The 24,515-nt window shown below is 47.0% G+C and carries 25 protein-coding genes; 11 read left to right on the top strand and 14 right to left on the bottom strand.

Features of this window, described 5'->3' with window-relative positions; genetic code table 11:
- Positions 1 to 49: 49 nt before the first annotated feature.
- The 5 genes from ACFS25_RS22660 to ACFS25_RS22680 form a co-directional block, all read right to left on the bottom strand.
- Positions 50 to 337 (bottom strand): hypothetical protein, encoded by a 288-nt coding sequence (locus ACFS25_RS22660; protein WP_381507056.1) that lies wholly within the window; start codon positions 335 to 337, stop codon positions 50 to 52.
- A 46-nt stretch (positions 338 to 383) separates the two neighbouring features.
- On the bottom strand, positions 384 to 1,181 hold the full coding sequence (locus ACFS25_RS22665) for a DUF3298 and DUF4163 domain-containing protein (protein WP_381505547.1): 798 nt from the start codon (positions 1,179 to 1,181) through the stop codon (positions 384 to 386).
- Between the two features lie 69 nt (positions 1,182 to 1,250).
- Positions 1,251 to 1,982 (bottom strand): LytR/AlgR family response regulator transcription factor, encoded by a 732-nt coding sequence (locus ACFS25_RS22670; protein ID WP_381505549.1) that lies wholly within the window; start codon positions 1,980 to 1,982, stop codon positions 1,251 to 1,253.
- 78 nt (positions 1,983 to 2,060) lie between these two features.
- Positions 2,061 to 3,158 carry a sensor histidine kinase gene (locus ACFS25_RS22675; protein WP_381505551.1) on the bottom strand — a complete coding sequence of 366 codons (1,098 nt, stop codon included), beginning with the start codon at positions 3,156 to 3,158 and terminating at the stop codon, positions 2,061 to 2,063.
- A 128-nt stretch (positions 3,159 to 3,286) separates the two neighbouring features.
- The gene (locus tag ACFS25_RS22680; protein ID WP_381505552.1) at positions 3,287 to 3,922 is read right to left on the bottom strand and encodes a histidine phosphatase family protein; all 636 of its coding nucleotides are present in this window, start codon (positions 3,920 to 3,922) and stop codon (positions 3,287 to 3,289) included.
- Between the two features lie 68 nt (positions 3,923 to 3,990).
- Between ACFS25_RS22680 and ACFS25_RS22685 the strand changes: the two genes are divergently transcribed.
- The 5 genes from ACFS25_RS22685 (at position 3,991) to ACFS25_RS22705 (ending at position 9,217) form a co-directional block, all read left to right on the top strand.
- On the top strand, positions 3,991 to 4,407 hold the full coding sequence (locus tag ACFS25_RS22685; protein WP_381505554.1) for a hotdog fold thioesterase: 417 nt from the start codon (positions 3,991 to 3,993) through the stop codon (positions 4,405 to 4,407).
- Positions 4,408 to 4,453: 46 nt separating this feature from the next.
- Entirely contained in the window at positions 4,454 to 5,473 is a 1,020-nt protein-coding gene (locus ACFS25_RS22690; protein ID WP_381505555.1) for a hypothetical protein, read from the top strand.
- Between the two features lie 75 nt (positions 5,474 to 5,548).
- On the top strand, positions 5,549 to 7,816 hold the full coding sequence (locus ACFS25_RS22695) for an NADP-dependent malic enzyme (RefSeq protein ID WP_381505557.1): 2,268 nt from the start codon (positions 5,549 to 5,551) through the stop codon (positions 7,814 to 7,816).
- A gap of 82 nt (positions 7,817 to 7,898) precedes the next feature.
- Positions 7,899 to 8,876 carry a tryptophan--tRNA ligase gene (trpS, locus tag ACFS25_RS22700; protein ID WP_381505559.1) on the top strand — a complete coding sequence of 326 codons (978 nt, stop codon included), beginning with the start codon at positions 7,899 to 7,901 and terminating at the stop codon, positions 8,874 to 8,876.
- A gap of 107 nt (positions 8,877 to 8,983) precedes the next feature.
- On the top strand, positions 8,984 to 9,217 hold the full coding sequence (locus ACFS25_RS22705) for a response regulator transcription factor (protein ID WP_381505561.1): 234 nt from the start codon (positions 8,984 to 8,986) through the stop codon (positions 9,215 to 9,217).
- 47 nt (positions 9,218 to 9,264) lie between these two features.
- Here the strand turns inward: ACFS25_RS22705 and ACFS25_RS22710 are convergent, their stop codons facing one another.
- The 3 genes from ACFS25_RS22710 to ACFS25_RS22720 all read right to left on the bottom strand — a co-directional run bounded on the left by ACFS25_RS22710 (position 9,265) and on the right by ACFS25_RS22720 (position 11,627).
- Positions 9,265 to 10,296: a hypothetical protein gene (locus ACFS25_RS22710; protein ID WP_381505563.1), complete on the bottom strand. Its 1,032-nt coding sequence runs from the start codon at positions 10,294 to 10,296 to the stop codon at positions 9,265 to 9,267.
- Positions 10,297 to 10,368: 72 nt separating this feature from the next.
- Complete coding sequence (locus tag ACFS25_RS22715; RefSeq protein ID WP_381505565.1) at positions 10,369 to 10,755, bottom strand: hypothetical protein; 387 nt, start codon at positions 10,753 to 10,755, stop codon at positions 10,369 to 10,371.
- 11 nt (positions 10,756 to 10,766) lie between these two features.
- Positions 10,767 to 11,627 (bottom strand): hypothetical protein, encoded by an 861-nt coding sequence (locus tag ACFS25_RS22720; protein ID WP_381505568.1) that lies wholly within the window; start codon positions 11,625 to 11,627, stop codon positions 10,767 to 10,769.
- A 293-nt stretch (positions 11,628 to 11,920) separates the two neighbouring features.
- Here ACFS25_RS22720 and deoC point away from each other — a divergent pair, with 293 nt between their 5' ends.
- The 4 genes from deoC (at position 11,921) to ACFS25_RS22740 (ending at position 15,471) form a co-directional block, all read left to right on the top strand.
- A complete protein-coding gene (deoC, locus tag ACFS25_RS22725; protein ID WP_381505570.1) occupies positions 11,921 to 12,688 on the top strand; it encodes a deoxyribose-phosphate aldolase in 768 nt (255 codons plus the stop codon).
- A gap of 23 nt (positions 12,689 to 12,711) precedes the next feature.
- Positions 12,712 to 13,632, top strand: a complete 921-nt coding sequence (locus tag ACFS25_RS22730) for a sugar phosphate isomerase/epimerase family protein (protein WP_381505572.1) — start codon at positions 12,712 to 12,714, stop codon at positions 13,630 to 13,632.
- On the top strand, positions 13,629 to 14,204 hold the full coding sequence (locus tag ACFS25_RS22735; RefSeq protein ID WP_381505574.1) for a phosphatase PAP2 family protein: 576 nt from the start codon (positions 13,629 to 13,631) through the stop codon (positions 14,202 to 14,204). The genes ACFS25_RS22730 and ACFS25_RS22735 overlap by 4 nt, the downstream gene beginning before the upstream one ends.
- 112 nt (positions 14,205 to 14,316) lie before the next feature.
- Complete coding sequence (locus tag ACFS25_RS22740) at positions 14,317 to 15,471, top strand: glycosyltransferase (protein WP_381505576.1); 1,155 nt, start codon at positions 14,317 to 14,319, stop codon at positions 15,469 to 15,471.
- A gap of 54 nt (positions 15,472 to 15,525) precedes the next feature.
- On the opposite strand, the gene ACFS25_RS22745 is transcribed toward ACFS25_RS22740, so the two are convergent.
- From ACFS25_RS22745 to ACFS25_RS22755, 3 genes are read right to left on the bottom strand one after another with little or no spacing between them, the layout of a single operon-like run.
- A complete protein-coding gene (locus ACFS25_RS22745) occupies positions 15,526 to 16,113 on the bottom strand; it encodes a class I SAM-dependent DNA methyltransferase (RefSeq protein ID WP_381505577.1) in 588 nt (195 codons plus the stop codon).
- A 3-nt stretch (positions 16,114 to 16,116) separates the two neighbouring features.
- Entirely contained in the window at positions 16,117 to 16,872 is a 756-nt protein-coding gene (locus ACFS25_RS22750; protein WP_381505580.1) for a PIG-L deacetylase family protein, read from the bottom strand.
- The gene (locus ACFS25_RS22755; protein ID WP_381505581.1) at positions 16,856 to 18,031 is read right to left on the bottom strand and encodes an acyl-CoA dehydrogenase family protein; all 1,176 of its coding nucleotides are present in this window, start codon (positions 18,029 to 18,031) and stop codon (positions 16,856 to 16,858) included. The genes ACFS25_RS22750 and ACFS25_RS22755 overlap by 17 nt, the downstream gene beginning before the upstream one ends.
- 181 nt (positions 18,032 to 18,212) lie before the next feature.
- Here ACFS25_RS22755 and ACFS25_RS22760 point away from each other — a divergent pair, with 181 nt between their 5' ends.
- Positions 18,213 to 19,154, top strand: coding sequence for a ribose-phosphate pyrophosphokinase (locus ACFS25_RS22760; protein WP_381505583.1), 942 nt, complete (start codon positions 18,213 to 18,215; stop codon positions 19,152 to 19,154).
- 74 nt (positions 19,155 to 19,228) lie between these two features.
- Positions 19,229 to 19,807, top strand: a complete 579-nt coding sequence (locus ACFS25_RS22765) for a 50S ribosomal protein L25/general stress protein Ctc (RefSeq protein WP_381505585.1) — start codon at positions 19,229 to 19,231, stop codon at positions 19,805 to 19,807.
- Positions 19,808 to 19,888: 81 nt separating this feature from the next.
- On the opposite strand, the gene ACFS25_RS22770 is transcribed toward ACFS25_RS22765, so the two are convergent.
- The 3 genes from ACFS25_RS22770 to ACFS25_RS22780 all read right to left on the bottom strand — a co-directional run bounded on the left by ACFS25_RS22770 (position 19,889) and on the right by ACFS25_RS22780 (position 24,422).
- Positions 19,889 to 22,240 carry a heavy metal translocating P-type ATPase gene (locus ACFS25_RS22770; protein ID WP_381505587.1) on the bottom strand — a complete coding sequence of 784 codons (2,352 nt, stop codon included), beginning with the start codon at positions 22,238 to 22,240 and terminating at the stop codon, positions 19,889 to 19,891.
- A gap of 4 nt (positions 22,241 to 22,244) precedes the next feature.
- Complete coding sequence (locus tag ACFS25_RS22775) at positions 22,245 to 22,451, bottom strand: heavy-metal-associated domain-containing protein (RefSeq protein ID WP_381505589.1); 207 nt, start codon at positions 22,449 to 22,451, stop codon at positions 22,245 to 22,247.
- A gap of 111 nt (positions 22,452 to 22,562) precedes the next feature.
- Positions 22,563 to 24,422, bottom strand: coding sequence for a glycoside hydrolase family 2 protein (locus tag ACFS25_RS22780; protein WP_381505591.1), 1,860 nt, complete (start codon positions 24,420 to 24,422; stop codon positions 22,563 to 22,565).
- Positions 24,423 to 24,515 lie beyond the last annotated feature (93 nt).

Raw genomic sequence — 24,515 nt, forward strand, 5'->3', positions numbered from 1 at the left:
AGTCTGATGCTCAGGCGAAACAGGCAGGTCTTTCATTCTTTGAATACACTTACAACATCTGCTTTACCAACGTACTCCACTCCTCTTCCAGCGGCCCTTCGAAAAAGGGAGCTCCGGCTCGCCGGTACCAATAATTAGCATTGAAGCGATCACCTTCTTTGCGATGTAGATACGCATGCAGCTGATCGTAGCGCGGCTCGCCTTCATGACTTTGTGCAATGTTGTGGGCTTGTTCCCATTTACCGTTGGCATCATACCAGAGCCCCTGTACTACCGGATGCACAGCCGTTGGGGGTTGGGGTTGCGAAAGAGTAGCTATAAACTGGTCGAATGTCATCATTTCTTATTGGCGATTATACACTATCAAACTACCAATCAGTTTGTTAGAGCCAATTATTACGCATAATACCGTTAAGTTGTTCGTAGGGAATAGTTAGCTGAATTGGACCAACTGCATAGGCGGCAATTTCGTAGGAGTTATAGTAAAAAATCATACCCTTACTACTCATACCCACATTGCCCGGCAGGAAAAATCGTCCGTCTCGCAGAAAATAACCTTGCTCTTCAAGATTATTCTGCGGCAATAAATCCTGTTGTTTCCGAAACGCTTTTTCAACCACGTTGAGTAATGCCGTTGTATCAGATACCATGTCAGCCAATGTTAGTATCTGGCCGGTTTCCCGATCGAAGTTGTAAAAAGACATGCTGAAATTTGGATGAGCACCGCCCGTATAAGCAAACGTTTCATACTTGACCGTTAACATTTTAGGTCCGGCATGAACCGTATCGGCGGTGGTTTTCACTTCCCAGCAGCCGCTGAAGCCGCCCATATCTTTTCGCACAATTTCGTAATCAGTAGCAAATAGAGCTGCAGCTTTGCCCAAGTCTGTCTGGGCGTCAGGATGTCCGGCTATAGTTGCACTATCGAGCCAGCCAACAATGCTGCTCACTGCCAGACGGTGCAAACTATCATTGATTTTTCGCGCGCCTGCTGTATTATCTTTCAAAAGAATATAGGTAACAGAAACGTCTACACCAGCATTTTTGGTTGTATCGCAATGGTTCGACCCAGCAAATATATAATGCTGTTTATCTAAAACCGGTGGCCCAGAATCTGTAGAATGACAAGCAGAAAATATATTGATTGAGCCGCAAAAGAATAGGACCAGAAAATACTTCATGAGTAGGTTGCAGTAATCGAAACAAGTGGGTCATTCGTTTATTTATGCCAACGACCCAGGTGTTACACACTACAAACTTAACAAATCTTTAAACCGGATAGCTTGTCGGCGGCTAATTTCGATTTTATCACCCCCTTTTAACGTAACTAATAGGCCTCCACTAAACCAGGGTTCAATTTTTTCGATCCATTGCAAATTAATGATGTGCTTGCGGTTAGCCCGAAAAAAAGTGGATGGGTTGAGCCGGTCTTCAAGGGCATTTAATGATTTGAGTACCAGTGGTTTTTGATCGTCGAAATACAGCCTGACATAGTTTCCCATCGACTCGAACAACCGCACTTTACCTAGTTTGACAAACCAGCATTTTTCACCGTCTTTTACAAATACCTGATCATTTTCGCCTAATATTTTAGTCGATGTGCCCGACGATACAGCCCCTTCCGGAATGTGCTGCTCCTCCTCTACACGATGAATAGCTTCCGACAGTCTCGCTAGTTCGACGGGCTTGAGCAAATAGTCGAGTGCGTTGAACTCGAAGGCTTTGATGGCATATTCATCAAAAGCAGTTGTAAAAATCACCTCCGGGGTTTTCCCTTCGATAGACTGTAACAACTCGAAACCATTTCTACCCGGCATCTGAATGTCTAGAAACAGGAGATCGGGCTCTAGCTCTTCAATCATGGGCAGCGCTTCATCGGCATTGGCAGCTTCGCCAATAATCTGAATTTTGGGGAAGTTTTCGAGCAGCCGACGTAGTTCGTTGCGGGCTAATCGTTCGTCGTCAATGATAAGAGTTTTCATAAAGAAAGGATGAATGAAGAGTTAAGGACGTGATGAATAAAGGCTAGTGAACTGTTCCTGACGGCACCGAGTACATCTTCATTCTCTATTCTTTACTTTTTCTCGTCGGAATATGCCCTCCGACTGAGCAGGAATAGTAATGTTGGCACAGACAACCGGTCCGCCGTGGTGCGATCCGTCGTCAGGATTATCATCTTCCTGAAAAATATGAAACTGGGCATCAGGACCATAAAGCAATTCAAGACGTTGTGATGTGTTCGCCAACCCAAATCCACCTGAGGCTTTCTTATCGCCCAGAACCCCCGTATTGCGAATGATAATATGCAGTTTATCAGCGACAAGGCTGGATTTTATCTCCACAAAACCACCGCCAACAGCTGTTGATACGCCATGTTTAATCGCATTTTCAACCAACGTTTGCAGCATCATGGGGGGCACTTGCCAAAACAGCGTTCGACCATCGAGTTCGATGTACGAAGTCAGGCGTTCCTCATAACGAACTTTTTCGAGGGCTAAATAATCCTCTACCGTTTTAATTTCCTCGCGCAGTTCAACGGTTTTGCGCCGGTCGGCCAATAGCGAGTTTCGTAATAAATTAGAGAGTTGGGTAATGCTCTGCTGTGCTTTTGTGGGATTTTCGTAGACCAATGCCCGAATGCTATTCAACGCATTAAATACGAAATGCGGGTTCAATTGCGACCGCAGCACCTTAGCTTCTGTTTCTCGAATGCTTGTTTTTAGCAGAATTTTCTCAATTTCGGCACTACGGTTCTCCTCAACGTAATGGTAAGCGGTATAACTCAATACCCAGGCGAGCATAGTTTTACCCCAACTCATAATATAGCCAAATAGTGGCCAGGGTTCGTCCATTAGGTGTTGTGGAACAATTAGCCGATCCATAGGCAGGTTCACCATTGTCATAATCAGAGCCAGCACAAAGACGGATAATAATACCCGTGGGGCTAACTGAAAAAACGGCAACCGCACCCAGTTCCACCGCTGAATCATAAGCCGGTAGAGGTGCGTTAGCGTAATGCCAAGAAAAATATTTACAATGGCTAAGTACAGTTCATCAGCTTGGAAGCCATCTTCGAGAAGATAGGCCAAATACTCCACCAGAATAAGGAGCGACCAACCGAATAACTGACAAAACCAATATATTTTTTGCTTAGACATACTATCTATTACGGCCCCACTACCAGTCAATTAGCGAATATACAGCACTATAACCCAGATAAATGGGATACTACACCAATGGAAGAAAAGGAGGAAGGCCGGACCGCCAAGCGGAAGAGGGCACACTCCTACGCCATTGCCAGCGACAGCAGATGGGCGGTGTCGTTAGCCAGTTCGATGGTAAAGACAGCCGAATCATAATCGTATTGGAGCTTGTAAAGGCACAAATTGCTATGCTCGAACTGATCCATTTTTGCGAGTGGCAGTTCGGTAATCCAGCACAGCAGAATACGCATGGCACGACCATGCATTGCCACCAAAACAATTTCTTCTTCGGGGTGCGAGAGAATGACATTAATAGCTTCTCTCTGGCGAGTGGCAACCTGTTCGGGGCTTTCTCCTTCGTCGGTTGACTGCGTGGTATTACCCGATTCCCAGGCTTCGATCAGCTTTCGGTAGTACTCATTATCCAGGTTACCAGGCGCTTTGCCCTCCATAGTACCCCAGCTAATTTCGTTCAGGCCGGTTAGTTTTTCGTAAGGCAGCCCTAATTCAATAAAAGGCTCGGCGGTTTGGTAGGTGCGTTTCAGACCAGATATATAAATCTTGCTGAATGGCACATGCTGATAGGCCTGAAAAAATGCCTGTGCCTGCGCCCGCCCCATATCGTTGAGGTCTGAATCAACGCCACTGCCCTGTACTATACCCCGCCGGTTATAGTCGGTTTCGCCGTGGCGAATCAGATAAATTGTTTTTTGTGTCAAGCGTAGTGCCTTGCCAATTGGCAAATTTTCTCAAATTTGAGTGCAAAATTACAAAAAACGCGCTCTTTATGAAAGCTGGCTTTGACCTTACTACACTTGATTTTCTTAATACCGATTCTATTGGTACTCTCCTTGGTATTGAGTTCGTTGAAGCGGGCGATGGTTATTTGATTGCGCGGATGCCCGTTGACAAACGCACGCACCAACCTTTCGGCATTCTACACGGGGGCGCGTCGGTGGTGCTGGCCGAAACACTGGGCAGCGTAGCTTCCTGGATGCTCCTCGAAGATCCTGCCAAACAACGGGCTGTTGGTCTGGAAATCAACGCTAACCACATCCGTTCGGTGCGCGAGGGCTGGGTTTATGGCCGCTGTACGCCTATTCATACGGGCCGCACTACCCACGTCTGGGATATTCGCATTACCGATGAACAAGGCAAATTGGTGTGCGTAAGCCGGTTAACAATCGCCATAATTGGGAGTTAGAAACCCGTTGCCAATTACGGTACGCACACCAACTTATGGACTATTGATGAGCCAACGCGAAGGCATTTTCAGGATCGGCAAAAAATATAATTATCTGCGCTGGTTTGTATTGGTGTTGCTTTTTCCAGCAACGGTAGGGATTCCCTTCATGATTGCTACCGATAAGCAGATCTATCCCGATCTCAATCTATTAATGATTTGTTATTTAATAGCGAGTTTCCTCTGGATGGCCCTTCTAATTGAATTCGGTCAAAAAACTCTCCGTATAGAGTTGTACGAAGACGAGTTCCTTGTTAAGAAATGCTGGCAGAAAGCCCGCCATTTTCCGTACCAATCTATTCTAAACTATAATGAGCAGCCTTCAAGAATCGAACCGTTTAAGGAATTAACCATCTATCTGTCAACTAATTGGTTTATTATAAGGTCGAATGAATTCGCCGATTATGATTACAAAAAAGACCAACTTACTCATTATGCACAGCCTGATTCGTATAAAAAGGTTGTGACGCTGGCCGAACGGAACCGGCTTCGGTGGGCCATAAGCGGATTAGCTCTTCTCATTCTGGCAACTATCACATTCGGATACCTTGCGCACAACCCCACCGATGAAAAGCCAGCCAGACTCAAAACCGTAACCGACATCGTTGACCAAATTAGGGAAAATAGAAACAAAGGGAATCTAAATGGTTTTACGCTTCAGCTTCACCGCTGGCCAGATTTCTCGTTTTATGTAAGTCGCCGAGATTACACAGCAGATATACGCTCGTTAAAACAAACCGTCGCCTTTAGAGACTCCATTATATTAATCGTTCGGGAAAGCGATTATCGCAAAAAACTAGTGGGAACCGAACCCCTCAGCTTTGGGGATAAATACGACAACTACAAACAGATTAAGGTTTTTGGTGTCAATCAGGGCGATTGGGTTCATCTCCGAACAGATGAATTAGTTTATGAGCCAACCCACACGAATCCTCTTCAGCGCAGCTTTCTACTCAGTATTTTGCTATTGTTCTGTTGGGTAGGGTGGGTTTACATAGATCGGCATGAGGTTCTACAGCCAGATTGATAGATGACCCCGCTGACTTTTTCCGTACCTTCGCGCTTTAATCGTCGAGACGAAAAACTCGTCAACAACAACAGTATGATTCAGAAAATACGGCGCGAGGATGCTCTTGATTACCACTCGAAAGGTCGTCCGGGGAAACTTGAAGTCATTCCGACCAAAGAATATAGTACCCAACGCGACCTTTCGCTAGCCTACTCGCCGGGGGTAGCGGAGCCTTGTCTGGCCATTGAGGCCAACCCGGACGACGCGTTTAAATACACGGCTAAAGGAAATCTCGTCGCCGTAATCAGCAATGGTACGGCTGTGTTAGGACTGGGTGATATTGGCCCCGCAGCCAGTAAACCCGTCATGGAAGGCAAGGGTCTGCTGTTTAAGATTTATGCCGACATTGACGTGTTCGATATTGAGTTGAATACGAAGAATGTAGACGAATTTGTCCGCACAGTTAAGATTATGGAGCCGACTTTTGGTGGCGTCAACCTCGAAGACATCAAAGCTCCGGAGTGTTTCGAGATTGAGGAACGGCTCAAACGCGAGATGAATATTCCAGTCATGCACGATGATCAGCACGGTACGGCCATCGTGAGCGGAGCTGCCCTTCTCAACGCCCTGGAGTTGGTTCAGAAAAAAATAGAAACGGCTAAGTTTGTAATTTTGGGGGCTGGTGCTGCGGCCATTTCGTGTGCCCGCCAGTACGTTGCGTTGGGGGCCAACTACGAGAACATGGTGATGTTCGACGTAAATGGGCCACTCCGCACTGACCGCACCGACCTGAGCGAGATTATGCGTCCTTTTGCTACAACTCGTGACATCCATTCGCTGGCCGATGCCTTTATTGGGGCCGATGTATTCGTTGGCTTATCGAAAGGAAACATCGTCAGTCAGGATCACATTCGCTCAATGGCACCCGACGCGATTGTGTTTGCAATGGCCAACCCTAACCCCGAAATCAATTACGACGATGCGATGGCGGCCCGACCGGATATTATCATGGCAACGGGTCGCTCAGATTACCCCAATCAGGTCAACAATGTACTCGGCTTTCCTTATATTTTCCGGGGTGCGTTGGATGTACGGGCCACGGAAATCAATGAAGCAATGAAGTTGGCGGCAACGTATGCACTGGCTGACTTAGCAAAAAAGCCCGTACCTGATCTGGTAAATCTGGCCTACGGCGAATCAAATATGGTTTTTGGACGAACCTATATTCTACCCAAGCCCGTTGATCCGCGTCTGCTTTCGACAGTGGCCCCGGCTGTGGCGAAAGCTGCGATAGAGTCAGGTGTGGCGCGGCTACCCATCACCGATTGGGATGCTTACGAGCAACAACTGGCCCGACGACTAGGGCAGGACAACCAGATTTCGCGGGTAATTCTGACGAAAGCCAAAGCAAACCCAAAACGGGTAGTCTTTGCTGACGCCGAGAATCTAAAAGTATTGAAAGCGGCACAACAGGTTCGGGATGAAGGCATTGCGCACCCAATCCTGTTAGGCGATCGGACTAAAATCGAACAACTCATTAAGGATAATAGCCTTGATTTAGGGCAGATTCCAATTGTTGACCCACGCGCGCCCGAACAGGACAATCTGATACAGCGATTTGGCGAGGTCTATTTCGAGAAACGTAAACGCAAGGGCGTCAACGCTACCGAAGCTCGGAAAATGATGTATTATCGCAATTACTTCGGGGCGATGATGGTTGAAACGGGTGAAGCTGATGCGTTGATTTCGGGTCTGACCCGTAGTTACCCGGATACGATCCGACCGGCTTTGCAGATCATTGGTATAGAACCGGGCGTGAAGAAAGTGGCGGGGATGTACATTCTGCTAACTAAACGTGGACCGCTGTTTTTCTCCGACACAACGGTCAACTTCAACCCGACCGCCGAAGAGATTGTCGAAATTACCGAACTGACTGCCCAAACGGTCGAGCGCTTCAATATCAAGCCGCGTATTGCGCTGGTAACGTACTCTAACTTCGGTAGTGCCAAGGGCGACGATGCGGAGAAAATGAACCGAGCCGTCGAAATTCTGCAACGGAAACACCCGGATATGATTGTAGATGGTGAAATTCAGGCACACTTAGCGTTTAATACAGAGTTGCTTCAGCAAAACCATCCGTTCAGTAAGCTTGTGGGTGAAGGGGCTAATACACTTATTTTCCCGAACCTTTCAGCCGCGAACATAGCCTACAACTTAATGAGTGAAGCCGCCGGTTTCGACACCATCGGCCCCATTCTGCTTGGCATTCGCAAACCAGTATATGTACTGCAACTAGGTTCGTCGGAGCGCGAAATAGTCAATATGGTAGCTATAGCAGTAGTCGAAGCACAAGGAAAATAATTACGTATTATAAATGATGAATTATGAATGATAAGTCATGAATGCTTCGCGTCAAACCATTCTTAATTCATAATTCCATCACATGGCAAGAATCTTAACCGGTATTCAAAGCAGCGGTCGGCCACACTTAGGCAACATTCTGGGGGCGATTAAACCCGCCATTGACTTATCGAAACAGGCGGATAATGAGTCGTTCTTATTCATAGCCGATCTCCACTCCCTGACAACGATCAAAGATGGCCCGACCCGCCGGGAGTTTACGCGGGCGGTAGCCGCTACATGGCTGGCATTTGGATTAGACACGGAGAAAAATACGTTCTGGCGGCAATCGAGGGTGGCCGAGCATACAGAACTGGCCTGGCATTTAAGTTGCTTCACGCCCATTCCAATGCTCAATAATGCGACCTCATTCAAGGAGAAATCAGACCGATCAAGTGGTCCGGTCAACACCGGTTTGTTCGTATATCCGGTCTTACAGGCGGCTGACATTCTGTTGTATGACGCTGAAATTATTCCGGTTGGAAAAGACCAGCGGCAACACATCGAAATGACCCGAGATATTGCCAGCATGGTCAACCGACAATATAATGATGAACTGTTTGTGCTACCCGAAGCCCGCATTGATGAACGGCTAATGACGATTCCGGGCATCGACGGGGCTAAAATGAGCAAGTCATACAACAACTATATTGACATTTTCCTACCCGAAAACGAGTTATGGAAAGTGATTAAAAAAATTAAGTCAGACTCTACGCCACTCGAAGAACCGAAGGACCCGGATACAGATATTACGTTTCAATTGTATTCGCTGTTGGCCTCCGATGAGCAAATCGCAGCGATGCGCGGTTTATACGAAGGGGGTAACTATGGGTATGGTACAGCGAAAAAAGCTTTTTACGAACTCATTGTTGAGCAGTTTGCCAACGAACGTGAACGCTTTACGTATTACATGACCAACAACGACGCCCTCGAAGCCGAACTTCAGGCCGGGGAAGCAAAAGCCCGTATCGTAGCGGGTAAAACCATTGCGCGAGTTCGGGAAAAATTAGGCTTCAATTAATTGTTAATTAGAAAACTACCGTTAACACAGTTCATTTGGGATAAGTGTGCGTATTGGCTTACTTTCAGCTAGTTAATTAACTAACTAACGTCAATTTGCTCCTCACAATGAATAATCTATCCTCTACTTACAGCCTAAATTCTGTTCATCTAAACAATCGTGAACGCGTTTTTTTACAGTTGGCTTGTTCTGAGCTAACCTACGTTCAAATTGCCGACCAAATGTGCGTTAGCCCACGCACGGTGGACGGCTATCGAGAAACGCTTTTTGAGCGTTTTAATATAAAAAGCCGGGTCGGGCTAGCTTTGTGGGCGGTAAGAACAGGGTTAGTAGTCTTATGAAGCCAACCGGCATAGGCTCATCCATCCGGCAGATGAGCCTATGCCGGTTAATTAGCCGGGTCTGGATTGCCAGGTGGACGACGGGCCGTATTACGAATATTTACTAGTTTGAGCAGCAAATCGAACCAGAATGGGGCTCCGAACGAAAGTGCCGCAGCCGTCAGCACCCAGCCCAAAAGGGCCAGCCAAACGCTTTGACCAGGCTGTAGTGGTGATTTTCCACTTGTAAAGTCCCAGCCAATAGGTAATTTAAGGTCAGCTACTTGATCTTGAACGAATCGGATGTAGGTGGACTGAACAATTATACTGTCAGCAGCCGTCAGGTCAGATTTAATAACAAACGCTTTCGGATTACTAGAATCAGCTTGCACAAGTGTAAAGTCATACTTGTGAAGATATTCGCCAAATTTGGTGTCTTTACTAAATGATTTCCCACCGTTTTGAGTCGTGTTAACCGCTTTTTCCACCAATCGCTCACGGAGGCCATTGTCATTAAAGAGCCGATTCGTCAGGTAAATAGTGTCCACATTTAGTAGCAGTGTTACCACGGCGGCTACTATCCATACAACCCCCTGAGCATAGCGTTTAAACCAGCCTGATACTTGTTCCATGTAGCCGTTGTACCACTTTTCCAGTTCATATTTAAACGTCTGAAAATCGTCAGCTTTAGAAAGAATGGGCTCAATTAACTCCCGAATCAGTTGGTGATTAGGTTGTTGAATTGCCAACTGAATTGCTTTAAGTGTTTTCTGAGTAGAGACTAATTTTCCTGGAACAGGACCACCAGCTTTTACCAACAAATCAATTAGAACCGTCGAAAAGGAGTCAGCAGAAAGATAATTAATAGGTTTAAGAAACCCCCAAAATCTCTCCTGCTTGACTTTGGTAAGTTGATGATTAAAAAAATCGTTTGCCAGTGGACCTAACAATTTATCAAGAGCGATACGAAGCAATTTAGCCCGTTGCTCAAGTAATGTATTAACAAGTTCGACAATACCCGAAACAAAAATACTGAAAACAAAAAAGATAAAAATGAGGCCAATAGCCACATCAAGTAGTGTCGATATATTAATATGCATGGCCGATTAGTAGTTAGATAAGCGTACCTAAAGCATTATTGTAAATCAGCCAGCTTATACTCGATCTGGTAATTAAGCAAATAGCGCAACTGAATCATTCGCAGCTTTTAATATAGCTTCCGGATTGCCGGAGAGTATAGCCCCCGATAATTGAACGGCGGCTCCAGCAATTTTAATCACTCGGTCAATTTTTTGAAGTTGATTGATATTTGCCTCAATTTGCTTTGTCACCTCATCAATCCGAGCCAGAACAGGCTCTAATTCCGTCAATGAAATAGTGATAGCAATAGCCGTAAACGTGGTTGATGCATTCAGCAATGTCCGCTCAAACTCTTCAATTAATTTACGTTTAGCAGGTGATATAGTATCGAAGTTTTCGAAACGATACTCACCCAATGTCTTTGCTAAATCGAAATAAGACCGAGACAATGTACGCGCCTGATCAACAGTTAGTTTCATCGTCACATAGTTTAAAAGGTATCGTTGACTTCGCTGATTAAGGGGACAATTTTAGACGTATAGTCCAGAATATCTCTCTTTACTTCTTTCTTATTCAGGCTCGTCTGCTTATCAAATAATAGCTGATGACCCTGTGCAATTGTTTTTAAAATGTCACTATACACATTGACCCTATCTTTTCTATCTTCAAGTAGTTTATATTCCTTATCCCATTGCTGCTGAAGCAGAATAATTGTAACTGGTTCTTTCGTTTTATTTTCTTTTATCGTGCCTAAATACAAGTTTTTAGCGGCTAATTGCTCGTTCTGTAGAAGTTGCTGGTAGTCGCTTGTAATAATCGTGGAGAGGGTCGAAAGCAGCAATTGTATATTAGGATTGGCGCTACCAATGGCCTTTCCCAGTTTCTTGCGTCGCCATCCATTAGCCGATGCGTCACTTAATAATTTAACAATACCATTAATAGCTTTCACCTTTTCTTTGGGGAAAAGTGCGGTCTCCCCTAAATTACTGGCTAACTTATCTAAACTTTTATCGTACGTAATAATATCATCACCAGCCAATTTGTCTAATGTCTGCAAGTATTGTATGATAACTTTATTGGCGACAACAAAACTCTTTTCGGAAGACTGAAAACTGATGCACTGGTTCTCGGCATTCTTTCTTAACTGTAAAGGATCAAAATTTCCGGCTCTAACGGCTAAATATTGCTTCTGTCGAATACAGGATTCCGATAGATCATTCGCCACGCTAGGCAAGTGGTTTGTGGCCTCTATCGACGTTGCGGCAAACTCTTTAATGGCCCTGTTACTAACGCATCCATTTAACATGAATAGACACCCCGCTAGTAAACAGATACAAACATATTTTTTCATATAAACGGGTGATTTTACAGTCTACAGTCGTTGATAATAGAGCTTATGGCATAACTATTTATCCGACAGCCTGTAAAGATGGAAAATGTTCTAGGTCATACAAGTGGCAAATCACCCTTTTTATTAGAAAGAACTAGACTATTCTCGATCTATCTTTCCGTAAACTTCCCCACGTCCACTATATCTATATAAATCAAGTTTCTACCTTTGTTGTACCTCACTATTTGTAGTCGCCGGTTTCTGAACACACCCTTCATAGGGACTTTTAATTTTCCTCATTCACTCATTAACCCATGATTCCGATACCCATTCCTGAAATCGCCAAACTGATTGACCATGCCTTATTACACCCAACACTGACCGATGCCGAACTTCAGGCGGGTTGCAAGCAAGCATTGGTCTATGATGTAGCATCGGTTTGTATCAAGCCTTACGCCGTTTCCATGGCGAGTGCATTACTGGCGGGTTCCGACGTTCGGGTGGGTACGGTAATTGGCTTCCCGCATGGGAGCAACGCGTTATCTATTAAGGTTGCCGAAACCGTACAAGCCTGCCAGGATGGAGCTGTTGAGATTGACATGGTCGTGACTATTGGCAAGGTCCTGAATGAAGATTGGCGCTATGTTACCGACGAAATCCGGGCCGTTCATTATACCTGTCAGACATACGGGGCCGTGTTGAAAGTGATTTTTGAGACTGATTTTTTGTCCGACGATGCGCTCAAAATTCGACTCTGCAAAATCTGTACGGAAGTCGGCGTTGAGTTCGTTAAAACGTCAACAGGCTTTGGCTTTGTGAAAGATCACACGGGTAAATACGACTATAAAGGGGCCACTGAGCACGATTTGCAACTGATGCTCGACCATGTAGGGCCAGGTGTTCAAGTCAAAGCCTCGGGTGGTATTCGCACGTTAGATGAACTACTAAAGGTAAAACAGATGGGTGTTACCCGAGTTGGCACGTCATCAACAGCGGCCATCATAACGGAGGCTTATCAGCGATTCGGTCTTGTTGATCCCCATATATCTACTGCCCTTATTTCTGACTCGAAAGGTTATTAACCATATAATTTATTATTTATTAAATGCTCAACCTCGGCTTTGTTTCGGCTATTCTAGCTGATTATGACCTCAATGGCGTTCTGAAATTTGCCTCAGATCACCAGTTCAAATGCGTTGAACTTATGTGCTGGCCATCTGGCATAGCCGACGCGCGTCGGTATGCAGGGGTCACCCATATAGATGTTGACAACCTGCAAGTCGAACAGATTCACACCCTGATGAAACTCTATCACGTGTCAATTTCGGGCTTGGGCTATTACCCTAACCCGCTTGATCCTAACCCGGAGCAGGCCGAATTTTATCGGGAGCACATCAAGAAAATCATTCGGGCAGCTGCCAAACTTGGCGTTCCTGTCGTCAACACGTTTATCGGTCGAAATCCGTCGTTAAGTATCATCGATAACCTCAAATCCTATGCTGAACACTGGCCCGCTATCGTAAAAGTAGCCGAGGAATGTAACGTAAAAATAGGTATCGAAAATTGCCCAATGTGGTTTACGGACGATGAGTGGCCGGGCGGCAAAAACTTAGCCACTACGCCCGCTATCTGGGACCGGATGTTCGAGATTATTCCATCGCGGGCATTAGGGTTGAACTACGATCCCAGCCACCTGATTTGGCAGATGATGGATGAGGTTAAGCCTATTTATAACTATCGGGAGCGGCTGCACCACATTCACCTGAAAGATGTGAAACTCTACCGCGACAAGCTGAACCGCGTGGGTAGCATGGCTAATCCACTGGAGTATCACTCGCCCAAACTTCCCGGTCTGGGTGACGTTCGCTGGCGCGATTTTTTTGCAGCTCTAACCGATGTGCGCTACCGGGGGCCAGTCTGCATTGAGGTCGAAGATAAAGCCTACGAAGGAAGCCCTGAAGATGTGAAGACCGCCATTCTGACCGCTCGAAATTACTTAAGTCAGTTCTTGGCGCTGCAAGCATGATTGATACCCTTAATAAATTCGATATCGATCTATTCCTCTGGCTCAACGGGCGTTATATGCCCTGGCTCGACCCGATTATGATCTGGATTACCGAGCGTAACAGCTGGTTTCCACTCTATGCGCTGCTCATCGGCTGGCTGATTTATCAGTATCGTAAAAAAGCGGTCGGATTTCTTCTAACAATGATTGCTGCCGTTGCTCTTGGTGACCAGCTTGCTTCGTCGGTCATCAAACCCCTCGTTCACCGGTTGCGCCCTTGCCACGAATTGGCCCTGCAAAAACTAATTCATCCGGTGCTGGAATGCGGTGGCCAGTACGGGTTCGTTTCATCGCATGCATCAACCACATTTGCCCTGGCAACAAGCGTTTGGCTATTGCTGGGTAAACAACATGCCTGGCTAAAATGGGGGTTTCTGTGGGCCGCTATTGTATCATATAGCCGGATCTATGTGGCGGCTCATTACCCGCTCGATGTGCTGGCCGGAACCGGAATCGGCGTGTTGTCAGCTATGCTTTGCGTACTCGTTTTCAGGAAATTACAAGAACGTATCAGACACCACAAAATAGCTTAATCTGTTTCATGAACCAACTTTATCGGATAGGCTAACAATCCTCCATCCGGGCGGTTGTAGTCTATGAAGTGTCCGTGTAAAAAATTTAGTCACACGAGCCACGAATAGCCTTATGCAAACCGACACGGCAGGGATAGATTTTGCACCTACAAGTCATCTTTTATTTAATAAAACGTTACCATCTGCGTATCTACAACTTAGTGTAATTGTTCCGGTGAGAAACGAAGCTCATCATTTGATTGACACGCTGGAAGCTCTTCGCAAGCAACAGGACACCAACGGATTACCGCTAAATTCATCTCTTTACGAAGTGCTGTTACTGGCGAATAATTGTACTGATTATTCGTACGAGATTGCCGTTCGATATCAACATCAACACCCAGATTTCCCCTTGCATGTCGCCCAGATTCATTTGCCACCCGCCAAAGCAAACATTGGCACGGCTCGGCGACTGCTCATGGACGAAGCTTACCGACGACTAACGATCAGTGGTCGCTCGGATGGCATTATTGCCTCTACCGATGGCGATACGGTGGTTGATAGTCGATGGGTGTGTAACATTATGCTCGAAATAGCGAATGGTAACGATGCTGTGGGTGGTCGCATTCTGACCCGACCCGACCAAAGCCAGGTGCGTTTGTACCACTTGCGCGATGTGATGTACCGAACATTAGTGGCTAAAGCTGAGGCTCAGTTCGACCCCTGTTCACATGACCCCTGGCCTCGTCATTTTCAACACTTCGGGGCCAGCATTGCCGTTACCTGCCGAATGTATGAGCAGGTTGGCGGCCTACCTAAACTACCTTTTCTGGAAGATGAGGCCTTTTATCGGGCTCTGGTACGGATGGACGCTAAAGTCAGGAAAAGCCCCCATGTAAAAGTCTTTACATCAACCCGAATGCAGGGACGTGTGGCGGTTGGTTTTTCGGAGCAATTGCGGTACTGGTCCACAATGGATAAGGCAAATCAATGTCAACTTGCCGAGCCTGCCGAAGCCGTGATTACCCGGCTTCGCAATCGTCAGCGGCTGCGCAGTTATTGGCAAATGCGCGACCATTGTACACCTACAGATACGTTTCAGATTATAGCCAGTGAGCTACTCATTGATCCAAACTGGCTTATGGCCGAAGTGCCAAAAAGTCGTTTTTTCGGGGAAATATGGGAAAAAATTGACGAAAAAATGGCTACAGGCCGATGGGCTGCTCAGTGGCAACCTGTTCCAATTACGGTAGCCATCCAAGAAATGCGGAATTATTTGACGTCCTAATCACTGATGGAGTCGGGTTATGTGGCTACTCCCCCCGACTCCACCAGCGACTAGTTACTGTTTCTGGAACAGATCTAGTCGGTACTTATCCGTCCGCTGACCCAGCAAATGCATAAGCGGTTTTCCTTCACCACTCATTTCCAGAAATTGTTCGTGAACCTGGTCGCCCGTTAGTGGGTAGTCAGGGACAATTGGCGTCCAATGCACAAGTAATAGATGACCGGCTTTATTTAGATGCTCAAGCATTTGCTGACGTGCCCGTTTAAGATCGTCCAGCACTAAATAATAACCTACTTCAGATAGCAGAATCAGATCAAACTGATCGTCGGGAAACTCAGCGGGAATACTCATTTGCCTAACAGTTACCTGCTCGTAGGGAGCCAGCCGTTGGCGGGCAGCTTCCAGCGGCAATTCACTCGCATCGACCGATAGCAGACGGTCGCACCGTTGTGCCAACATTTCGCTTAGTACCCCAATGGAGCAACCAATTTCAAACGCATTGGTATATCTTTCCTGTGGCAAAGCCGCTATGGTAGCAGCATATTTAGCCTGTTCGTAAGGGCTGGTCTCGAACGCCCAGGGATCGTCGTTAGCCCGGTACACATCATCGAAATAAGTGATAGGTAAGCTGGAATCTGGCATATCTTATTGGTAGTTAGTCGTCTCTTCCAGAAATAATTCGCGGGGTTTGTTGAAATGCATCAGTAACTCCGGTGATAAATAAAAAGCTGTTGGATCATCGTTAATTAACCGGCTTACCTGCGAGCGGTGAGCCGCAATAGCTAGATTTCGCTGCGCCATTACCGACTCGATTGGTAAGCTCCACACCATCATCTCATCGCGACCTGGCATATCCTGAGCCGTACCGAGCTCCCATAACCAAATCAGATATTCCAGCACACGCGGCTGGGTCGGAAGTTTAGCCAGCGCAGCCATTAATTGGTGCCAGGATGCCCGATGGTCACGATGTGGGTCACGTCGCCAAGGCACAAGCACTGTCGCCGGTCTAACGCTCATTAATAAGGCATGAACAAAATCAACTGCTTCAGCAAATTCAGGACTATCTGGCGTAAAAACCTGTGTGTCTTTTTGCCGCATAAATAAGGCATTTTCAGCCGGTACATCCAGCAGTCGAAGGGCTTCCAACGCTTCTGTTTCACGCACTTGACGCAACCGATCGGCAGGATAACTCGGCGAATTTGGATGCGACATAGTGCCGTCACTCACAAACAGCACGTGTACGGAATAGCCCCGTTGCCGCAACAAGGCGATGGTGCCGCCACACCCCAATGATTCATCATCCGGGTGGGGGGCAATGACCAAGGTATTACCAATCTGATCGAGATCTACAATATGGGCTGCTTCTTCCAAAAAATAAGCCTTATCAACGCCAGAGTTCATGCGCATTCACTTGGTTATCAAATACATGTCGGCCAATACCAAGTAAGGTTGCATCGGGTGCCGGTTGCCGCAAATAGAAGGTTAGATCGCGGTGAATACGCTCAAATGGCAGCGGACGCATAAGACCCCGTGCCCCCACCGAGCGTTCGGCCAGGGGCATGACCCGCAGGCAAATTTCTTCGATAGCCGTTCGAGTCATATTGGCGTACGCAACAATCTTATCAGTGTCAACTCCACTTGCCAGCCAAGCATCTGTTTTCGCACCAGCCGCGTTAATCCACTGATTACCCGACTCGATCAGACAGGCTATTTCGGCCAGTCGTGTTTGTTGAAACAAATCGTCGGTGCGGCTCATGGAAGACAGAAACGCTCGTGTCGCATCGAACAAGGCTTCCGCCCCGCCCAGTTGTACAGCCGCAAAGCGGATGGCTCCTCCACTGAAATATGGTTGCCGATAATAGTCGTCAGGCTGACCCAGCAAATCATTTTCTTCAAGTTCAACACCCGTAAAATCCAGTTTATAACTAACCGATGCCCGCATGCCCAGCGGTTGCCAGAAACTGTCGTCCTGCGGGATTACCTTCACGCGTTCAGTTGGGACAATACACATCTGCCAACCTTGTTTACTGGCGCCAAGTAGCTGACCTGTCACGAGGGGCCGGTCAATCCAGCCCGCACCTGAGCAGAATGTTTTTGCCCCTTCCAGGCGGTAACGTCCATTGCCGATAGCATGAATTTTTACTCCGTCAGCTGCCTGCGTATTCCAGACACTAAACAGCCGCTTGTGTTGGTTCACATCGGCATACCAGACCTTTTTTTGTTCTGGTGTAGCATACAAATGAATTAGATTCAGGGCGTTGATGTGGCCTTCATAGACACGCCCAACAGCTAAATTAGCGGCTCCTATACGCTTCAGCAGTTGCAGCAGCCGGTCGGTTTCGGGCAGTTGACAATCGAGTTGCTTACCCGGTAGTGTTACTGCCAGTAGACCGGCATCGGCCAACCAGCCAAATGCGTCTTCAGGAAACGTTTTCTCAGTATCTGTCTCAGCAGCAGCATCGGCAATCCGTTTGAATAAACCCTTTATTTGGTCGGTATCCACGCCCAATGATGGTTTTATTGTTGAACCATTCGTCAGGATAGGTGTAGCTGTTTCCATAATATATCAAAGCCACAGAATGACGAATTGTTTTACGTATTTACAACACGAGATGGTTAACAAATGGCGTGTTTTATCCACTAACCTGTGCAGTAGAAGGGTATTAAGTAAAGAAATTTAAAATCCTATCAGCAGGCAACCCGTTTTTTTCGTACCTTTGCGGGAAATTTGTCCGGCACTCATGGCTTCTTTCAATCCAGTTAAGATTTTTTCCGGTAGTCAATCAACTTATCTGGCTGAAAAAATTGCGCATTATTACGGCAAAGATTTAGGTGGCTACACTTGCCGACGCTTTAGCGATGGCGAGATGTCACCCAGTTTTGAAGAATCGGTTCGTGGCTGCGACGTATTTCTGATTCAGTCTACGCCCCCACCCGGCGATAACCTGCTGGAATTGTTGCTGATGGTCGACGCTGCCCGACGAGCTTCGGCCCACTATGTAACGGTTGTTATTCCATATTTCGGCTACGCCCGGCAAGATCGTAAAGACAAGCCCCGCGTGTCGATTGCGGCTAAACTAGTGGCGAATATGCTGGCGGCATCGGGCGTTGATCGACTGATGACGCTTGATCTTCACGCAGGACAAATTCAGGGCTTTTTCGATTTCCCGGTAGACCATCTGGAAGGAACGTCGGTTTTTGTTCCGTATATCCGAAGCCTGAACTTAGAAAATTTGGTGGTAGCCTCACCGGATGTGGGCGGTGCCAATCGCGCCCGTACATTCGCGAAACATTTCAATGCCGATATTGTGCTGTGTGATAAACACCGCAAACGGGCAAATGAAATTGCCTCGATGCAGGTTATTGGCGATGTTGAAGGAGCTAACGTGGTGCTGGTGGATGATTTGATCGATACGGGCGGCACGATGGCTAAAGCAGCCCAGATTATTCTGGACAAGGGAGCTTTGTCTGTGCGGGCAGTGTGTACGCACCCGATCATGTCGGGCATGGCTCACGAAAATATTGCTAATTCGGTGCTGGAAGAATTAGTTGTTTCGGATACGTTGCCTATGAGGCAATCGAACGAAAAAATTAGAGTACTGTCGGTGGCGGAGTTATTTGCCAAAGCCATTGGCCGCATTCGGGACCATGAATCTATTAGTTCGCTGTTTATAAAATATTAGTGGAATACCGGATGTCCACGTCCGGGTATTGTTCATCTTTTTCTGCCGAATGTGGACGTTCGGCGTTACATAACATGAAAAAAATCGAGATTGTAGGGTATCAACGAGCGAATCTCGGCCGCACGGAATCACAAGCGATTCGGGCCGAGGGTAATGTTCCGTGCGTGTTGTATGGTGGTCAGGAGCAGGTGCACTTTTATGCTCCGGCAATCCTGTTCCGCGATTTAATTTACACGCCCAATATTTTTGAAGTGGCCCTAAACATCGAAGGGGCTGAATACCGGGCTGTTCTTCAGGAATCACAATTTCACCCAGTAAGCGATGTGCTGTTGCACGCCGACTTTTTGCTGGTGACCGATAAGAAGCCAATTAAAATTGCTGTTCCAGTTCGTTTAATTGGTACAGCTCCAGGCGTACAACAAGGTGGTAAACTGGTAATTCGCGTTCGGAAACTGCGCGTGAAGGGTAACCTTGAAGACATCCCTGATTTTATTGATGTGGATGTATCAGCCCTTGAGCTTGGCAAATCTGTCCGTATTGGTCAGATTCCAGTAAAAAACATCGAGATGCTTGAAGAAGCGACGAACCCGGTGGCTAGTATCGAAATTCCACGTGCATTGCGTGGTGCGATCGGTACGGTTGCCGCCAAGTAAGACCAATTTTTACGCTAATAGATCACAAAAATGCCCAGCCAGGAAATTGGTTGGGCATTTTTGTGATTATAAAGTATCCACTTACAACTTCATTCTGCTCAGTCGTAGGCTATTGCTCACAACGGACACAGAACTTAGGGCCATAGCAGCTCCGGCAATCATTGGATTCAGTAAAAAACCAAACGCCGGATACAGCACTCCAGCGGCAATTGGAATGCCAATCAGGTTATAAATAAATGCCCAGAACAGGTTCTGACGAACTATACGCACCGTTTGCTTCGATAAATAAAGAGCCTTGGGAACACTGCTCAGATCGGAGGTGATAAGCGTCATTCGGGCCACATCCATAGCAATGTCGGAGCCTTTGCCCATGGCAATACTTACGTCGGCCTGAGCCAATGCCTGCGAATCGTTGATACCATCGCCTACCATCGCCACTACCTTTCCAGTAGCCTGCAATTGTTTCACAAAATTAGCTTTGTCACCAGGCATCATCTCAGCTTTATACTGACTAATACCCACTTGATTTGCTACAGCAGCAGCCGTTTGCGCATTGTCGCCCGTCAACATATACACCTCTATTCCCCGACTTTGCAAGGTTTCAATGGCTTTCGTCGAAGTCTCCTTAACCGGGTCGGCAATAGCAATAACGGCTAACACCTGCCTGTTCTTTTCCGCCCCTCCGAGATGGTCTATTCTTGGACGGTCGATTCCACGACGAGTAAAGAATACGACGGTTTTAGCCTGACTTTGCAAATGTGTGGCTTGCTCGACTAGTTCGGCAGGTAAATCAATCTGATTCTCAGTCAGTAAGCGTTGATTGCCCACAAAATAAGTATCATTCTGATAAGTAGCCATTACACCACGACCCGTTATGCTCTCGAAAGCCTCTAACGTGACTAATTTGCTGTTCGATAAGTAGGTGGCGACAGCTTCGGCCAGCGGGTGCTCCGATTGCATCTCCAACGTGAAAAGAACAGCCTGCAATTGAGCTTGTTCATCACTTGTAACGACCCAATGCAGATCTGTTACAAGTGGTTTACCTTCGGTAATAGTGCCAGTTTTGTCCAGTATAACGGCATTGACAGTATGAGCAACTTCCAGACTTTCTGCGTCTTTGATCAGAATATTGTTCTCGGCTCCTTTGCCAACACCCACCATAATAGCCGTTGGCGTAGCTAGCCCCAGCGCACAGGGACAGGCAATAACCAACACTGTTACGGATGTAAGAAGAGCGGTTGTAAACGGGTCGCTGTTTGGCATAAGATAGTGCCCGAAAACCATCCAGACAACAAAGGTCAACACAGCAATACCAAGCACTACAGGTACGAAAATACCCGCAATTCGGTCTACAACTTGCTGCACTGGGGCTTTACTTCCCTGAGCATCCTGAACCATGCGTATAATTTGCGCCAGTAGCGTATCGGCACCCACCTTTTCGGCATAAAACCGAAAACTACCTTTCTGATTAATGGTTCCAGCAAAGACAGTTGTACCAACTTGCTTTGCCACGGGTACTGGCTCTCCGCTAATCATGCTCTCATCCACGTATGACTGCCCTGACGCTACGCGTCCGTCTACCGGAATTTTCTCGCCCGGCCTCACGACCAGCAAGTTACCCACCAGCACGGATGAAACAGGGATCTCGCGCTCCATATCACCGTCGACCAGGCGGACCGTTTTGGGCTGCAATCCCATCAGTTTTTTGATCGCTGATGATGTGTTCGATTTTGCCCGTTCTTCGAGAAGCTTACCTAATAAAATAAAAGCAATAACGACCGATGCGGCTTCAAAATAAACGTGTAGATGTGTACCCGGCATGGATGCACCCCGGCTATGCCAGAATTCGGGATACATTGTCGTAAATGCACTGAACAAAAAGGCAATACCCGTACTCAACGCTACCAGCGTATCCATATTGGCTTTACCATGGCGAAGCTGTTTCCAGGCATTGACAAAAAACGACCGACCCAATCCAAACACCACCGGTGCCGACAGAAGCATCATGATATAGTTGCCATATGGCAGCTCCATAAAAAACATGCCAATGACAACAACGGGCAGTGATAAAATTGCCGCCCAGATGGTTCGCCGTTTAAGACTTTGTACCCGTTTCTGTTGCGCTTCTTCCTGCACCTGACGAGGGTCGACACCATTGCTTTCAGTTTCCACAACAATGTCGTACCCCATCTCGCGAACGGCATTTTGTAGCTCAATCGGGGTTACGATTGCAGGATCAAACTGTACCCAGGCACTCTGGTTGGCATAGTTCACCCCTGCATCTCTGACACCCGATGTATGTTTCAACGTCGATTCAACACTGACAGCACAGGCCGCACAGGTCATCTCCAGAACAGGATACGTCTTCCGAATCTCAGACGAAATTCCGTGAATGCCGGCTTTCCTGTCTGATTCGGTGGTGGCTGTGATCATGGTTTTAGTTTAGCTGCTCCGCTTTGTAGCCTGCCTTTTCAATAGCTTGCTTCACTACTTCAGCCGTTGAAGTCTCAACAGTCAATACCTTTTTCGGATCCAGTGTATCTACCTGCCAATTGCCTTCACCAACGGCTTCGTTCAGAAATGGTGTTACGGTTGCAATACAGCCACCGCATTTTATATTGGTCTTAAACTTTAGCGTGTCCATGATTTTAGACTTTATTATTATCTAACACAAAGGTCGCCAATAAGCGCTGACTCAAGCTTACAAAATTCTTGATGAGCCTTACAGAATTGGGTTACTTTACGTTAGCCTTTATTATAATGGTATCTTGGGAGCTTCGACATAGCCACCCGACGCCAACAGTCCGGCAGGCACCGTCAAGACACCGGTATGCGGGTCAATCAAGCCGTTTCGCTCGTCTTCGATATTAGTCGCCTGTGTATAAACATCCCCCGCAATAGACCGTTTCCGCATTTCCTGTTTAAAAAGTCGAATGCGATCAGCGCGATCTTCGGATCCCTGTGGACCTCCGTAATTTGCAAAGCCAAAACCTCCCCACTCGCTAACAATAAGCGGAACTTGTTTGCGATAGAAAAACGGATCACCAATCACCAGCGGAAAGGCAGCTACGGTTGCTAGTTCTCCCGCTACCAACTGATCAAGAAGAGATTGCCAATGTGCTAAATCAGGTGTATATAAGTGAGCGGTCAGAAGGTCTGATTTTAGCCGTCCTTCGTAAGAAATATGTTGCCACCCATCGTTGTCCACAACCAGAAATTGCGGATAAGCCAGTTGCATAAAATGGTACATGTTTGTGATGTACTCACGGGTATCGGGATTCGTAGCAATATCCTGCGCGCCCCAGTCTTCATTGTAAAGACTCCAGATTACGACCGATGGGTGCGTGCCAATCAAGGCCAGCATCCGTAGCAACTCGGCCTGGTGATTATGACGGCTTCGGGCCGTAGAACTGTGCGGACTAGGTACCTCAACCCACAGCAACAGACCTAGTTTATCAGCCAAATTATAAATCCGGGGGTCAATACCGGCAATATGAACCCGCACTAAGTTGCAGCCCAATTCTTTCATTGACTGCATATGCCGCTTCATTTCTTCATAGGTTGCCGTGCCGGGCTGGTACAAAATACCGTCAAGATAAATAGGGGTATTGTTGAGGTACACATACCGCCCACGTGCTTCAATTTTACGTAGTCCAAACTGCGTTTCGATCTGAGCCACGTGTCCTTGGTCATCAATAAGTTGCGCAATAAGCCGATACCGAACCGGCATCTGGGGCGACCAAAGTTGTGCTCCCGGCACTTCGAGCGTCACCCGCTGTTGCTTCTGACCGGCCTCCAGCCGCAACGGGAAATCGGAGGTGGCCATCGGTGTTGTTCCTTCTTTCGCTTCCCGCTCAAAAACCTGTAACCGCAGTACATACTCACCAGGGTCATGAATCCGGGTCGTCACACTAAAACGCATAAGACGGTCCTCAATGGTACTAGCCACGCTCACGCGCGACCGTAATCGGTTCCGCTCAACCGTTTCAAGCCACACCGAGCGCACGGCACCCGTGTAAGTCTGATACCAAATACCGCCCCGTTTGTAAACGTGCGATTCCTGTTTCCCACGTGGCGTCTCGGCATCCATTGTATCGGCTATTCTAACTGTCAGTCGGTTATTGGGCCGCAGATGCTCATCGGCCAGTTCGTAAGAGAAAGACGTATATTCACCATAGTGCACGTCTTCGCCCTCAATGGTGCTGAGTAGATGCCCGTTGAGCCATACCCGCGTTTCGTAACCACAGGCACCAAACGTCAACTGAATGTTAGTACGGGAAAGTGAATCACTGCGTTTGGGCAGGGCAAATTCACGCTCATACCAGGCAATAACCTTATCCTGCCACACGGCGGGATTAGATTGCCCTTTAGCCTGCGCCATGTGCTCTTCTATTGAGCCGGGCCACTGGGCAGTTCCTTCATATTGGTGTCCCAGATACCATCTGTTACCCAAACCTGAATCGGTAGGATCAAGCGAAAACTGCCACTCACCATCGAGCAGCCAGTGTGTGTTGGGCCGTAAAACCGCTCTGGGTAGCGGATTAATAGGTTCTTCAAGTACAGAGGATTCTTCCTTACTACCGGCAAAACCAAAATTTGATTGTATTTCAGACATAAAACTCAGGATAATTACTAATTACAATTAAGGTAAGTACCTATTAAACTCAACTGACCCTATAGCAGAACTAGCAAGTTTTGTTAACTACAA

The sequence above is a fragment of the Spirosoma flavum genome, assembly GCF_042686045.1.
Taxonomy (GTDB): Bacteria; Bacteroidota; Bacteroidia; order Cytophagales; family Spirosomataceae; genus Spirosoma; species Spirosoma flavum.

Coding starts and splice junctions, on each gene's coding strand:
- ACFS25_RS22660 (WP_381507056.1), bottom strand. CDS start 337: ATGACATTCGACCAGTTTATAGCTACTCTTTCGCAACCCCAACCCCCA.
- ACFS25_RS22665 (WP_381505547.1), bottom strand. CDS start 1,181: ATGAAGTATTTTCTGGTCCTATTCTTTTGCGGCTCAATCAATATATTT.
- ACFS25_RS22670 (WP_381505549.1), bottom strand. CDS start 1,982: ATGAAAACTCTTATCATTGACGACGAACGATTAGCCCGCAACGAACTA.
- ACFS25_RS22675 (WP_381505551.1), bottom strand. CDS start 3,158: ATGTCTAAGCAAAAAATATATTGGTTTTGTCAGTTATTCGGTTGGTCG.
- ACFS25_RS22685 (WP_381505554.1), top strand. CDS start 3,991: ATGAAAGCTGGCTTTGACCTTACTACACTTGATTTTCTTAATACCGAT.
- ACFS25_RS22690 (WP_381505555.1), top strand. CDS start 4,454: ATGAGCCAACGCGAAGGCATTTTCAGGATCGGCAAAAAATATAATTAT.
- ACFS25_RS22695 (WP_381505557.1), top strand. CDS start 5,549: ATGATTCAGAAAATACGGCGCGAGGATGCTCTTGATTACCACTCGAAA.
- trpS (WP_381505559.1), top strand. CDS start 7,899: ATGGCAAGAATCTTAACCGGTATTCAAAGCAGCGGTCGGCCACACTTA.
- ACFS25_RS22705 (WP_381505561.1), top strand. CDS start 8,984: ATGAATAATCTATCCTCTACTTACAGCCTAAATTCTGTTCATCTAAAC.
- ACFS25_RS22710 (WP_381505563.1), bottom strand. CDS start 10,296: ATGCATATTAATATATCGACACTACTTGATGTGGCTATTGGCCTCATT.
- ACFS25_RS22715 (WP_381505565.1), bottom strand. CDS start 10,755: ATGAAACTAACTGTTGATCAGGCGCGTACATTGTCTCGGTCTTATTTC.
- ACFS25_RS22720 (WP_381505568.1), bottom strand. CDS start 11,627: ATGAAAAAATATGTTTGTATCTGTTTACTAGCGGGGTGTCTATTCATG.
- deoC (WP_381505570.1), top strand. CDS start 11,921: ATGATTCCGATACCCATTCCTGAAATCGCCAAACTGATTGACCATGCC.
- ACFS25_RS22730 (WP_381505572.1), top strand. CDS start 12,712: ATGCTCAACCTCGGCTTTGTTTCGGCTATTCTAGCTGATTATGACCTC.
- ACFS25_RS22735 (WP_381505574.1), top strand. CDS start 13,629: ATGATTGATACCCTTAATAAATTCGATATCGATCTATTCCTCTGGCTC.
- ACFS25_RS22740 (WP_381505576.1), top strand. CDS start 14,317: ATGCAAACCGACACGGCAGGGATAGATTTTGCACCTACAAGTCATCTT.
- ACFS25_RS22745 (WP_381505577.1), bottom strand. CDS start 16,113: ATGCCAGATTCCAGCTTACCTATCACTTATTTCGATGATGTGTACCGG.
- ACFS25_RS22750 (WP_381505580.1), bottom strand. CDS start 16,872: ATGAACTCTGGCGTTGATAAGGCTTATTTTTTGGAAGAAGCAGCCCAT.
- ACFS25_RS22755 (WP_381505581.1), bottom strand. CDS start 18,031: ATGGAAACAGCTACACCTATCCTGACGAATGGTTCAACAATAAAACCA.
- ACFS25_RS22760 (WP_381505583.1), top strand. CDS start 18,213: ATGGCTTCTTTCAATCCAGTTAAGATTTTTTCCGGTAGTCAATCAACT.
- ACFS25_RS22765 (WP_381505585.1), top strand. CDS start 19,229: ATGAAAAAAATCGAGATTGTAGGGTATCAACGAGCGAATCTCGGCCGC.
- ACFS25_RS22770 (WP_381505587.1), bottom strand. CDS start 22,240: ATGATCACAGCCACCACCGAATCAGACAGGAAAGCCGGCATTCACGGA.
- ACFS25_RS22775 (WP_381505589.1), bottom strand. CDS start 22,451: ATGGACACGCTAAAGTTTAAGACCAATATAAAATGCGGTGGCTGTATT.
- ACFS25_RS22780 (WP_381505591.1), bottom strand. CDS start 24,422: ATGTCTGAAATACAATCAAATTTTGGTTTTGCCGGTAGTAAGGAAGAA.